Origin of the sequence: Pseudomonas sp. Pseusp88, from assembly GCF_047303955.1 — a bacterium.
In the GTDB taxonomy this organism is placed as follows: domain Bacteria; phylum Pseudomonadota; class Gammaproteobacteria; order Pseudomonadales; family Pseudomonadaceae; genus Aquipseudomonas.
Genome location: NZ_JBGLYM010000028.1, coordinates 27,253 through 39,752 on the forward strand (window position 1 = coordinate 27,253; position 12,500 = coordinate 39,752).

Consider the following 12,500-nt stretch of genomic DNA (forward strand, 5'->3'; position numbering starts at 1 on the left):
TTGTCCTTGAAATTGAAATCAGCTAAAGCCGTCTATTTGAGTCCCTTTTTAAGAAAACCAATCAGTACAACCCTGGTATCTATGACGCTATTGGTTTGTGGAGGGGGCAGTATTGTTCCTGCAAATGCCGATACCGCAGTGGCAGCTACCAAGTTTGCTTCAGGCGATACTTCTTCGGCAGCGTGCACCAACGAATCGAATTTCCTGGCTGGAACAGTGGTGGAATACGAAAGCCGCGATAATCTGTCATCGGCCGTCAGCCGTAACAAAACTGAAACTCTTGGCCCTGAACCTTTCGCCGGGGTAAACCCAATTGCTTCGTTGCACACGTCGTACCTGAATAATTCGTCACTCTTTCAAACAACGACCTATGCGCAGATCAAGGACGGTCGGTTGATTCGATATGGGGATCGGCATGGGGCTGGTGCGTCATTGGTAACCACCACTTACAATCCGCCTCCCTCTACGCCCATTGATTTGCAGCCTGGAGAAACGTTCACCGTCAGTTACAGGGGCAAAGCGGTCGGTACAGGCGTAACGGTTGAGTTCGATGTGTCTGAGAAGCATACCTATGAAGGTCGAGAGACCATCAAGACCTCCCTCGGTACTTTCAATACCTGTAAGTTCACCAACGAAATTTCGACGAAGTCAGCCTCTGGAAACGACCCGAAATACCTGATTGTTCAGAATTGGTTTCCTGCGCAAGGGCCTTACCGCGGTCAATCTATAAGATCGATGACGCCGGCCGCTAACGGCGCTCCTGAGCGAATCAGCGAGGTCGTAAAAATGCAGTACAGAGTACGATGAGTCTGGAGTTTAAATGTGCAGCCGGGACGGTCCGCTCTTTAGCCAGTTCTGGCTTGCACTGTGTCATCCCTGCGACGCTATTGTTGCTGGGCGGTTGTGATCAGTCCGATAGCAATGCACGCCGCAACGTCGGTAATTTGCCTCCTGTCCACGTTGACCAAACTGTAGAGTTGCTCCTCGAAGGCAGCAATTCGGCGCGGGATACTTATCAGCGTACTCTTCGCAATTGTCAGGCAGCAGGGATGCAAAGCCGGGCGTTGCCAGAGGTAGATGTGGCACGGGTAGGTGTCACGCGTTACGAAGCCTGGTTCGAACCCACCAGGGAGGTGATTCGTGAGCGTAGTTGGCAGGTAGTGAACGATGGTCCGGCCGGCACCTGTCTTTTCAGGCTGGAGATGACAGGTTTACAGGAAACCACTACAGCCCAACGCTATGAGCAGCTCGATCTGGCAACGGGCGAACGAAGCGTCCAACCCTCCGCACCCGATGCTTTGTCGCGTGTGCCTGCCGAGAGAGAGGAAGAAGAGGCCAGCATGGGGTTCGAAGGCCCGGAGCGGAAAACGGTAAGCGGCCAGGCCTGCAATGAATGGGTTAACCGGTCGAGTGCATTCAGGCAGTGTGTATGGGCGGGCGGAGCAGCATGGGGCTTCACGTCGGGTGGCTTGAACGACCATCGCCCACGTCGTGATTTCATTGTGTTGGAGCAGACCCCATTGAGCGGCCAGGGTTATAAAGTCACCACGACCAGTATTACGGTTGGACAAGCATTTGACGCTGCACTACTGCAAAGCCCGCCGTCAGGCGATGGCAGATACTGACGTGATGCACAGACCCAATGTCTCGGGTATAACATCTCCGGCTTCGTTGAGAGGGCTCTTTCAAGTTTCCTGTTGATTAATGTGAGAGAAGACCATAATAAGTGCATGGTCTTTTTTCTTGAGCAAGATCTCGTCTGGTTGATGCGTCCAATAATGGAGCCAGCCTCGGGCAGGTCTACACGTGATTTCTCGACCACGCCTATTGATCATGTCAGGTGATTTCTTAATTTGGTGCAGGATTTTATGTTTTCGTATTGCTTAGTACGTCTGTACTAGTTCAGGTGTTCTATATCGCAATTAGTCGCGCTCGGACATTATCTACATGTTTTTATTGATATGGACGGGGTGTGTTCTCTAGTATGAGTCGTCGAATTATTGTAGCAGACGAGCATCCGTTGTTCCGAGAGGGGATGGTGAGGTTAGTCGAAGGTTTGATACCCGACGCACTGGTAGAGCAGGCTAGTGATTTGCAGGGCATACGAGAACTGGCGGAAAATGGGTCGCCGGTGGATACGGTTTTTTTTGAAGTAAATCTTCCTGGATTATGTTCGTTTGCCGATTTGGCAGCGTTACGTCGAGAGCTGAAAGACGCATTACTGATTGTGGTTTCGATGGTAGACGATGCCGAGGTGATCAGCCGTGTCATGTGTGCCGGGGCAGATGGGTATATTGGCAAGAGCCTTGACGTTGAGGAAGTGAGCAAGGCGATCACGGCCATTCGCAATGGTAAACTACTGGTCAGTTGTCAGCCCTCGGCGCTTTCACTTGATGTTAATGATGTCATGAGCAAATTGACGTTCAGACAGAAAGAGGTCTGGCATTTGATCGCCGAAGGCAAGACCAACAAGGAAATTGCGGCAGCACTTGAAATCTCTCCTTTAACGGTGCGTATTCATGTATCTGCTTTGATTCGCGCATTAAATGTTCCCAATAGAGCCGTCGCTGCTGCGCGCTTCGCCGAGCGCCAGGCTTTTCGAATCTTACGATGATCGGTAAGTCACGGATGCGGGAGGTGGTCAGCACCTGTGTTTTATCTCAGCAGCTCCAGCAATACCGCGCGTAATTCAGGTGGCCGCACAGGTTTGGCCATGACGGAGATATTACGGCTTTTCGATAAATGGCGCGTCCGCTCAATCTCATGTCCGGTCATGATCATTGCAGGTACTTGCCAGCCATGCTGTTCTCGTATCGCGGCGATAAACTCCAGTCCGGAAATTTTGGTGCCCAAGTCGAAGTCGGCAATGATCATATCGCACTCGCTGGTTTTACCTTCCCCATCGCTGTGAGTTTCCACCTTACATCCCCATTTTTCCAAAAGGGCTGAGGTTGCGATCAATACGTTGGCATCGTCCTCGATCAGGCAAACGCGTAAACCGTGCAGGCAGTTTTGAACCGGCGCTGCCTCAGGGGTTGTGCTTCCCGGCGTGGCTTGTTTCAGGCCGCTGACAGTCGCTTTTGTGCCTCGCCCCACCCTGGACTGGATCTGTACATCGACGCTCAATAACTGGCCTATACGCTTTACGATAGAAAGTCCGAGGCCCAAGCCTTCCACGTCCTTGTCGCGGCCATGACGAACTCGATAGAACTCCTTGAAAATGTTGGGCAGATGTTCGGAGCTGATGCCGGGCCCCTTATCGTAGATCATCACCGCAACGTCGTCGCCCTGACGTCGTACACCGATCAGTACCGGTTTGCCCGGTGCGTATTTGAGCGCATTGGACAACAGGTTCTGGATCAGGGTGGCCAGCAGTCCTGGGTTGATATTGATCCAATAAGGGCAGGCACGTAAGCGTAATTCGACACCCGCCCAACGCGCTGCCTCGGCGTTCTGCCTGACTGCGTCTTGCAGCAGCGCACCCAAATGCACAACTTTGGACTGTGGTTCGAGCTTGCCGTTATCGAGTGTGTAGATGTCGAGGATCGAACGAAACAGTTGTGACACCGTGTGTAGCGAGCGATCAATGTTGTCGACCAGACGTAACTCTTCCTTTCCCAATTGAGCATTGCGCAGGCACGCCATAAACAAGCCGATGGAGTGGATCGGTTGGCGCAGATCATGACTGGCCTGGGCCAGGAATCTGGATGTTTCCTGGTTCGCTCTCATCGCTTCTTCCGACGCAATACGGGTACGCGTCAAAATAATATGTGCGTGAGTGGGGACCACGAGTGTGGTGATGATCAACATCAGAAACATGAATGGCTGTGTTTGCCAGAATGGATTGAAGCAAAAAATCAGTACCAAAGTAACCATCGCGATGAGGGTTGCCATCGCCAGGTATCGAGAGCCAAAGCGCATGCCATTGCCCAGTGTGACCCAAAGGAGCGCCGCGTAGATGGGCAATGCTCCTTCGCCCCCAAGGATCATGGCAAAAGCAATACCACTGTAATCATGGAGCATGGCGAAAAGGCGCCGATAAAAGAAGTGCCCCGGTTTGCGTTTGATGAGCTCGCGCAGAATGATAGACGCGATAATGAACGTCGAGATGTAAGCAATGATAGGTCCATAAGACGCCGTGTCACGGTGGTCGACGCCGCTGAGAATAACGATGTACAGCAGCGCGCATGTACTGACGATCAGGCGCCACTTGGCTTGGTCGAGTTCGCTATTTTTTTCCACTGATTTTAACCTCGCAGCAAGGCGGATGGTCGGCGATTACGGCTAACTTCATGGGGGCGACGATTCGGCAGATGCAGGGCTTGTATATCAGGCAGCGGTCGAGCATGGCAAATATGGAGGGCGTGAGGTGGTCGTTTGATAACCGGACAGCCTGCTGATGGCGTTTGCGGTTAATGTGGTATGGCGTAAGACCATCTGTGCTTTGGCGGGAGGATTGACTGATTGGAACCACAGATTTTTTTCGGCAAAGCGATTTGTTTATTCGGTTACCCACTGGCTGTCGCTGAATATGACATAAGTGGGTATCCGAATAAATGAACAGTATTAATAGAGTCTGTAGTATTTGACCAGATCATTTACGAAATAAATTATCAGCACGCTACCCTGGGTTTTGTTCTGGGCAGTTTTTTGGCCGGTCACGGAGCTCGCGTCATTCGCTACATCCTGCGCTTTGGACACCTGCGCCTCGGCGTCGTACATTTGCAGGCTCGACTCAGTCGATACATATTTATGAGCAAGCTTTAAGTATTTATCAAGGCCTTCGTTGCTTTTTTCATACCTCCAACTCGACTCGTTACTGCTGCTTGTTGAGTCGAGAAGTTCACTGGCGGGGGCACCAAACATTTGAGATATCTGGCTTTTACTGGTTTTACCGGGGATGATGGTTTTTTTTAGATAAGCGATGTCGTATTTTTGTGCCCCCGGGTTTAAGCCGTTCAAGGAACCCATTAAATCGCTCGAATTTGCACAGCCGCCGAGAAGGCCCACCAGCAGGCATAGTGCCATTCCGTTTCTAAGCTTTTTTCCATATTTTAGGGACATATAAGACTTACCTTGAATTCGTTTTCAGAACGTTTTCATTTTTTGACGAGCAAGGCCGAGATGACCACGGCTTTCACCGTAGTCAATAGGTACGGCTACTGCGCCTGGGTTACAGCTTGCTGGCTGTCCAAAAATTAGAGGCTCAAGCCGCATTAAGAACGCGCTGTCAGTCTAGGAGGCAGGCGAGGGCTTAGCTATAGTGCAAGTGTGCTATAGCCTGCGCATGGAATTGAGAGGACAGTCTATGCGTCGCCAGCCGCCATCTAGTTTATGTAAGCAAGGCGAAAGGAAGGTAAGGCCAAACGAATTAAGTCTTGGGGTTTCCAGGCCAGCCACTGGCGACCGGAGAATACCTGAACTGTGCTGCCGCTGCTGCGCGCGTGGGGACATTGAGCGTTTTGAGCAAGCATGAAACATGTATGCGAACAGTAAAAGGAGAGATACCCAGCTCCTTGGCTATTTCTTTATTGGTCTTGCCCGATGCAATCAGCCTCAGAACTTCGCGTTGGCGGGTGGTCAGTTGGGCAAGAAGTCTGGACTGCATATCATCTTGAACAGGATTCTCTGCTTGATACTTGACCACGATTTCACCCGCTCGAATAGCCATGATGGCGTTGGCGATACTGGCAGGATCTATATTTTTTCCGATAAAGCCATCAGCACCCAGGGACATGACTTCTGAAATAACGTCACTGTCGTCGATCATTGATACCACTATGATTGACGTGCGTTTAAACTCTTGACGAAGTTGGCCTATTACTTGCAGAGAATTTATGCCGGGAAAACGCAAGTCAAGCACTATCGAGTCCACCTCGGCACCGGACCGCGCGAGGGTCAAGACTTCTTCAAGGTTGCCCGCTTGCTCTATCGTCGCGGTGGGTAGCAACCGCTCAATGGTTTTCAGCATGCCTTCGCGGAACAAAGGATGGTCGTCCGCCACTATGACTCTGCACGTCATGCTCGAGATCTCCTGGGCTTCTCGCGTACGATCGTAACCTAAATGGCCATACTTCGTTTCAAGTTTGATACAGCTGCTCATATTGGAAGGTCAATGTGATTACTTCAGAAAAGAATAGTGAACTGGACCAGGCCACTCTGAGGCTGACGGTAAGTACCTGCGCGTCTCTGTACATCTTGATAGTGGCGCTGCTTCCTTCCAGCGATTTCTCCACCTATGCACCCATCCTGTGGTACATGGCCTTTTTCATCAGCGTTGCTATCCCATTGCGCATGGCGATCAAGCGCTGGCCAGGGCACTTCTTCCTTCGGCGCCTTTTTGCCATGGCGCACGATTACTCAGGAATCTCCTTTGCCATGGTTGTCGGCGGAGAGGGCGCACTGCCTGTTTACGCTGCATTGTTATGGGTGACGCTGGGTAATGGTATGCGCTTCGGCTCGCGCTATCTTGCCGCCGCGACCATGATTGCTCTTGCCATGCTGGTCATGATTTTCTGGCTTACACCATTCTGGCGCGGTCAGCCCTATATGTTTCTGATGCTGATCGTGACCACCATCGTGGTACCCGCTTACGCGCATATCCTTTTGACGCGTACGCGTATTGCCTCTGAAGAAGCGATCATAGCGAACCAGGAGAAATCCAGATTCCTGGCCCAGGCCAGTCATGATCTGCGCCAACCGATTCACTCCATTGGTCTGTTCACCGCCTGCTTGCGCGACGCTCGATTGGGGAGGGAGGAGTTGCGTCTGGTCGATAGTATCGATCGCTCGTTACATATCGTTTCTCAGCTGTTTCGTTCGATCCTCGACATTTATACGCTCGATAACGGGAATCTTGAGCCGCAATCCGAACCCGTGCATCTGGGGGCTCTGCTTGAGGACGTGGCCAGGCAAAATACCGAAGCTGCAAGGTGGGCCGGGGTGGAGTTGCGTGTACGTCCCTGTCGGTATTGGGTAAGTATCAACGCTGGTCTGTTGACCACTATGGTACAGAATCTGGTTTCCAATGCGCTCAAGTATGCTTCCGGGCAGCCCGTCTTGATCGGCGTGCGCCCAAAGGGGGACGGCCTTGCCATCGTCATTTATGATAAGGGACGCGGTATCGCCCCTGAGCATTTACCCGAGGTGTTCAAAGAGTTTTACCGGGTGCGCCACGTGCGTGACAAAGATGTTGAGGGCCTGGGCTTGGGATTATCAATCGTCAAGCGGATCAGTCATCTGATTGATCTGGATATCCAGCTCGATTCCAGGTTGGGCAAAGGTACTCGGGCGATGATCCTGGGACTGAAAGTAGTTGCCCCCAAGGTTGGTATTGTCAGCCCGGTTCCGATACTGAATCGGTTGCAAGACTTGCGAGTGTGTCTGATTGAAGACGATGCCAACGTCTTGATGGCAACCTCGACCTTGCTGGAAAAATGGGGATGCGAGGTGGAAGTTCACAGCGATGGTGAGGGCGTGACCAGCGAGTGCGATATCATCATTGCCGACTTCGACCTGGGCACCAAGATTTCCGGTTCCGAGTGCATCGCCGCGATACGCGAGCAGCGCGGTTGGCAAGTACCTGCAATGATCATGACGGGTCATGAAATTGAAAGAATTCGGCAAGCGATGACCTCTATGCATATTTCGGTCTTGGCTAAACCGGTGCGTCCACCGGAGTTGCGCGCAACGTTGCTTGAGTTGACCACAAACCTGGTCCGGAAAGTACATTAGAAGCGCATCTTCGAGTCCCCGATTCCAGGTGATATATCGGTGATTAAATTCTCTGGCAGTGTTGATTTAACCCCCATCAGCATGAGCAAAAGATAGATGGCTTGAGCCAGCTCAAGGTCTGGCAAAGGGCGGCTGACCGGAAAGTTGTCGTTAACGCGTTGAATAGTACAGTTGCACTATATCGTGTGTGCATTACGTTGTTTTAGCATGCTTGCATTGATAACCTGGCGGTTTCTAAAAGGAGGGGTGATGGCGGAGTGATATTGTTGTCTGTGTTGTGGGTAGTATGTCGGAGGTGAGTGAGCTGAATGGGTTGGATTTCAAGTCGCGATAGGAAGAGTGATCCATTTATTCTATCGTTCTGAAATCTACCATGTCTTGCTCCCGCTTGTTGAGCCGAACGTGGCGGTAATGATTGCGTCAGTCATCTCCCTTGCTGTCAGAGTCGTTGCTTGGCATTACTCCACCTGGGCAGGGGCGTATCAAAAACCTTGAGCCCGCGGTTCACAGAACTGCATTATTGTTTTGCCTTATAAATGAGTTTGTATAGTGCGACTGGCTGAAAACGTCATTTAATATGGATATCACCTTGTGAGGGTAGGGTATGAGGTTCTTGGTTATTATGGTATTGGCGCTGGCACTTTACGGATGTGCAGGGTCACCCTTGAGCAATTTGGTCATGAACCAGCGCTATCAGACAACTTCGGACATCACGGCGTCGTGGATAGGGACAACTGAAGATGAGTTGGTCATGTCATGGGGAGCGCCAAAAGGTAGTCATGTACTAGGCGATGGTTCAAAGATCATCTCTTACGATTATGTCTGGCTTGCAAATGGCAGCCATTCAATGGAGTGGGGCTATGTCCCGGATTATGCCCGCTGTGAACAGAGATTCCTGGTCGAAAAGGGTATCCTTACCCGTTGGTACTCCTCTGGCGATTGTCCAAAGCGGCCCAAAGGGGCCAAGTTGATTCCAGGCAGCACCCCCGTTCCTGAACCTACCCTATAACGGCGATTGACCCCGGGACGGTAGAAGCAGAATTCCCGATTTTTGACAAGTTTCCTGTAATCCTCGCTTTATCGAGATACGCACAGGGCAGGACAGGCTGATAAATGCGGCACCCAAAAACAAGAAAACCCGCTCCAGGCGGGTTTCTTGATTGGCCTGACTCAACTGTCCGCGCCTGATTCGCACGCCTTTAATGAAGGACCTTGCGACTCTCTCCAATCCTGATCCGGTCAAGTGCCCGATTCAGCGCATCCAAGGCATCAAGCAGGGCTTTGGCCTCAGCTTCCCGCCCATCTCCCCAAAGGCGTTCAGCCATTCTGTTCAGGGCCTGGATAGATCTTTCAATGTCAGCAGCGGTTGCTGTGGGGAGGTCTTGTTGTCGCTTCTTTGTCATCGTCAGAACTTCTGCAAGGCTGGCGTCTGAATGCACTATTCATCAAGTGGGGTCGTCCGAGGCGGGCTTCTTGATTTGCCTGAGCGCTTCGTTGGAGGCATCTATGACGGTACTCGATGGGCAAGCAACTGATTCAGACCTGGGGTGAGTTCGTTCATGGCGCAGGCCGGTAGAGGCATGTAGTGTTCTCTGGAATGCCCGTATCGTTTATCTCCCCTCGCGATTCAGAGCGTTCGGTACCGTGCCGAATAAGAGCTGACTCGCGCATGCCCTCGACGTCTGGCAGAACGCGTTGGGCTCGGGATGGAACATGGTTCATTTCGGAACCTCACGACGGCGACGACCTGCGTATCAGCGTAGCCACTGCTGCTGCGCTTCCGGATTTTATCGTGAAGTATATCTATTACGTCTCGGTCGTGTTGGCAGGCCCTTCAGATCCTTGACCCCTTGGGCATACGCCTGGTGTTCGGGAAAATTCTGCCGACGAAAAACTCAGGGGTAGTCTCGCAATATTGATAGTAGGTGTGCTGGCTATCTGCAGGGTTTGGACGTGTGCTGGTGGTGAAAAGTGCATGCCACGCCATGGGTATTTTCCGAACTGCTACAGATCGTCGCGAAGGAATACTCTTTAGCTGATCGAGTCTCTAATGAAAAAGCGGAGCTTTTTAAATGAATACCGATGAAATGCTAAGACAGCGGGTGATTGAAGAACTTGATTGGGACCTGGCCCTGAAAGCCGAGCAGATTTTAGTTCAAGTGTCTGATGGCATCGTTACGCTCACCGGCAATGTCGCCAGTCATGCTGAGCGGTGGCACGCGGAACAGGCTGTCGCGCATATCGCCGGTGTTGTAGACCTGATCAACCACATCGATGTTGTACTGCCCTCCAGTCATGTGCGCACGGACAGTGATCTCGTTGCAGCTGCCGTTGCGGCCTTGCAATGGAACACCTCGCTGGCAGACCACCGTGTCAAAGTCAGTGTGGTGGATGGCTGGCTGGTGCTCAGCGGCGAAGTCGATTCGGAGCATCAGCGCCAGACGGCGGGTTATGCGGTGCGCTACCTGCAAGGAATCAAGGGGATCAACAACGAAATCGTCGTCAAGACGCATGCCTCTGCGCAAACCATCAAGACGGATATCGAATCTGCGTTTCGACGCAAAGCCATTATCGACGCCCGTGGTATCGACGTGCGCGTGGAGGGCGGGGATGTCACGCTTTCTGGCGTTGTCGGATCGCTTCCCGAACGCGAGATGGCGCGCTCAACGGCATCAAGCACGGCGGGCGTGCTTAAGGTTGTCGATAAACTGGTGGTATCGCCCACCGCCGAACAAACGGACGCTCGGCCTGAGTAACAGCAAGACGCAGTATGGTGTTCATTACGGCTTGAGCCACTTGTTCTTGTCATGGGTCGCCGCTAAAAGTGTTTTGCCGCCGGCAGCCAGGGCGATGCGGGCCAACTCGGGAATCGATTTGGCTTCGGTCCTGCTCATGATCGACGCTCGGTGTTTTTCCACCGTCCTTTGGCTGATCCCCAGATCCGCTGCAATGTTCTTGCTAGGGTGGCCGTCCAGGACCATCTCCATGATTTGACGCTGACGGGCTGTCAGGTGATTGATATGGTCAATGGCGGCCTTGCGCAATGCTTTGGAACCTTCGGTGTCGGCTTGACTGGCCAAGGCTTTTGTCAAACTGCTCAATAGCTGCTGGTAACGGAATGGTTTTTCGATAAAGTCGCACACGCCGGCCCTCATCGCGTCGACGACATGGGCGACACGACCGTTGCAACTGATCATGATGATGGGCAACTCGTCACCCTGTGTGCGAAGCTGTCCAACTACCTCCAGTCCATTGATGCCGGAGGGCTGCGAATCAATTACCAGGCAGCCGCGTTGATTGCCGCTGTAATGCTCGAGAAACTGCTCAGCGCTGCCGAAGTCCCGCACTACGTACCCTTGGGCTTCCAAGACCACGCGCAAGTTGTTGCGCAAGACCCCATCCTCGTCAACCACGAACACCACCGGCCCGGATGACGCGGGTAGGGGAGCTGGCATGTCTGCTGTCGTGGCTGTACAGAGTGCAGTGCCAAGGGTCGCGCGCAGCATGTCCAGGCTTACTGGTTTGCGTAGCAGCATGCAGTCTGCCGTCAGTACCGCCTGGGAAACCTGCTGCTGCGTATCGGCGGTCAGCACGATCGCGGGGGTGAAACGATTGAATCGCGCGCGCAGTTGCTGCACCAGTTGAACGCCGTCCGTGGACGGCTCAAGTGCCTGTTCGGTCAAGACCAGATCCGGTTGAATGCCCGAACGCGCAATCCACTCCATGGCAGCGGCGCCATCACTGACCGCAGCCGTTTGGTAGCCCAGCGAACCCAATCCGCAGCACAGCATGTCGCGGAGCAGGGCCTCCGGTTCTACGACCAGCAGCAGACAATTGCGCGCCTTGTCCAGCGCGTTGATCGCGGTTTTCTTGCGCATTGAGGGTTGAGCGATTGACGGCGCCAGCGGCACGCTGATGGCGATGAGGGTGGCTTTTCCCGGTGAGTGTCTAACCTGCAATTGCGCGCCCAGCATCGCACTGAATTCATAGGTTGAAAGTGTGCCGGTGTTGCTGCGCGCATCCGGAAGGAACGGCGCATGGACGGGCATCGAGACGATGCGCAAAGCGGCCTCGCGGCTTTCGCAGCCCGAGAACCATAGCTCTATGCTCAGCCATTCCGGGTGGCGCCTGCAGCCAAGCGTCAGACGTGTATTGCGGGTAGTGGCCATGAGGTTGTACATCAGGCTGCTCAGCACCTGTCTGAGGTCATCGTAAAGACCTCTGACCCACGATGAGCACGACACGATCCGTAGCTTGACGAGTTGGGCGGCGGCCAATGGCAAACAGTCTTGGGCCAACTCCTTGAAGAGACTATGTACTGGGAAGTCCACGGCATCATGTCGATCCATCCCGGTGTCGGAGGAGGGCAGTTCCAGCCGGGTGTTGAAGCGACTCAACAAGTGCTCCACGGTGGTATCCAATTGTTTAAGCAGGCCTTGGGCCGGTGTCGCGGGACTCAGCTCGTTCGCCTCCAGTTGCCCGGCGATCAATGAGACCAGTTGCGCTGTCTGACGAAGTGTTTGATCAATGCCGCGCAGGCGTTCGACGCTGCAGGCGTCCCCGGATGATGCAGGTGGATGGAGGCGGGCAAGGCTTTGAGGGGGGGCCCTGAGAAAAAGAGGCTGTTGACCCGCACATGTCGTACCGGCTGCGGTGGCGTGCGGTAAGGCGTCTTCCGGCATGGATTGGTTTATATGCATGATTAAACCTCCTGACACGATGATGGTGCATTGCCTGCTGCGCAATCCTAGGCGGTTTGTCCGGCG

Annotated in this window: 10 protein-coding genes; 5 read left to right on the top strand and 5 right to left on the bottom strand. The window is 53.1% G+C overall.

The window, feature by feature from the left end; genetic code table 11:
- The first annotated feature begins 6 nt into the window (after positions 1-6).
- The 3 genes from ACCD02_RS25775 to ACCD02_RS25785 all read left to right on the top strand — a co-directional run bounded on the left by ACCD02_RS25775 (position 7) and on the right by ACCD02_RS25785 (position 2,614).
- On the top strand, positions 7-807 hold the full coding sequence (locus ACCD02_RS25775) for a hypothetical protein (RefSeq protein WP_413308353.1): 801 nt from the start codon (positions 7-9) through the stop codon (positions 805-807).
- On the top strand, positions 804-1,625 hold the full coding sequence (locus ACCD02_RS25780) for a hypothetical protein (protein ID WP_413308355.1): 822 nt from the start codon (positions 804-806) through the stop codon (positions 1,623-1,625). Before ACCD02_RS25775 ends, ACCD02_RS25780 begins: the two co-directional genes overlap by 4 nt.
- A gap of 359 nt (positions 1,626-1,984) precedes the next feature.
- On the top strand, positions 1,985-2,614 hold the full coding sequence (locus ACCD02_RS25785; protein WP_413308357.1) for a LuxR C-terminal-related transcriptional regulator: 630 nt from the start codon (positions 1,985-1,987) through the stop codon (positions 2,612-2,614).
- Between the two features lie 41 nt (positions 2,615-2,655).
- Here the strand turns inward: ACCD02_RS25785 and ACCD02_RS25790 are convergent, their stop codons facing one another.
- The 3 genes from ACCD02_RS25790 to ACCD02_RS25800 form a co-directional block, all read right to left on the bottom strand.
- Positions 2,656-4,242 (bottom strand): hybrid sensor histidine kinase/response regulator, encoded by a 1,587-nt coding sequence (locus tag ACCD02_RS25790; protein ID WP_413308359.1) that lies wholly within the window; start codon positions 4,240-4,242, stop codon positions 2,656-2,658.
- Positions 4,243-4,566: 324 nt separating this feature from the next.
- Positions 4,567-5,064: a hypothetical protein gene (locus tag ACCD02_RS25795; protein ID WP_413308361.1), complete on the bottom strand. Its 498-nt coding sequence runs from the start codon at positions 5,062-5,064 to the stop codon at positions 4,567-4,569.
- Positions 5,065-5,371: 307 nt separating this feature from the next.
- Complete coding sequence (locus ACCD02_RS25800; protein WP_413308363.1) at positions 5,372-6,022, bottom strand: response regulator; 651 nt, start codon at positions 6,020-6,022, stop codon at positions 5,372-5,374.
- A gap of 98 nt (positions 6,023-6,120) precedes the next feature.
- Between ACCD02_RS25800 and ACCD02_RS25805 the strand changes: the two genes are divergently transcribed.
- The gene (locus ACCD02_RS25805) at positions 6,121-7,734 is read left to right on the top strand and encodes a hybrid sensor histidine kinase/response regulator (RefSeq protein WP_413308414.1); all 1,614 of its coding nucleotides are present in this window, start codon (positions 6,121-6,123) and stop codon (positions 7,732-7,734) included.
- A 1,199-nt stretch (positions 7,735-8,933) separates the two neighbouring features.
- Here ACCD02_RS25805 and ACCD02_RS25810 read toward each other — a convergent pair.
- On the bottom strand, positions 8,934-9,137 hold the full coding sequence (locus ACCD02_RS25810) for a hypothetical protein (protein ID WP_413308365.1): 204 nt from the start codon (positions 9,135-9,137) through the stop codon (positions 8,934-8,936).
- Positions 9,138-9,806: 669 nt separating this feature from the next.
- On the opposite strand from ACCD02_RS25810, the gene ACCD02_RS25815 reads away from it, so the two are divergent.
- Positions 9,807-10,490, top strand: coding sequence for a BON domain-containing protein (locus ACCD02_RS25815; RefSeq protein WP_413308367.1), 684 nt, complete (start codon positions 9,807-9,809; stop codon positions 10,488-10,490).
- A 24-nt stretch (positions 10,491-10,514) separates the two neighbouring features.
- Here the strand turns inward: ACCD02_RS25815 and ACCD02_RS25820 are convergent, their stop codons facing one another.
- Positions 10,515-12,434, bottom strand: a complete 1,920-nt coding sequence (locus ACCD02_RS25820; protein WP_413308369.1) for a response regulator — start codon at positions 12,432-12,434, stop codon at positions 10,515-10,517.
- Positions 12,435-12,500: the final 66 nt, after the last annotated feature.

Coding starts and splice junctions, on each gene's coding strand:
- ACCD02_RS25780 (WP_413308355.1), top strand. CDS start 804: ATGAGTCTGGAGTTTAAATGTGCAGCCGGGACGGTCCGCTCTTTAGCC.
- ACCD02_RS25785 (WP_413308357.1), top strand. CDS start 1,985: ATGAGTCGTCGAATTATTGTAGCAGACGAGCATCCGTTGTTCCGAGAG.
- ACCD02_RS25795 (WP_413308361.1), bottom strand. CDS start 5,064: ATGTCCCTAAAATATGGAAAAAAGCTTAGAAACGGAATGGCACTATGC.
- ACCD02_RS25800 (WP_413308363.1), bottom strand. CDS start 6,022: ATGACGTGCAGAGTCATAGTGGCGGACGACCATCCTTTGTTCCGCGAA.
- ACCD02_RS25810 (WP_413308365.1), bottom strand. CDS start 9,137: ATGACAAAGAAGCGACAACAAGACCTCCCCACAGCAACCGCTGCTGAC.
- ACCD02_RS25815 (WP_413308367.1), top strand. CDS start 9,807: ATGAATACCGATGAAATGCTAAGACAGCGGGTGATTGAAGAACTTGAT.
- ACCD02_RS25820 (WP_413308369.1), bottom strand. CDS start 12,434: ATGCATATAAACCAATCCATGCCGGAAGACGCCTTACCGCACGCCACC.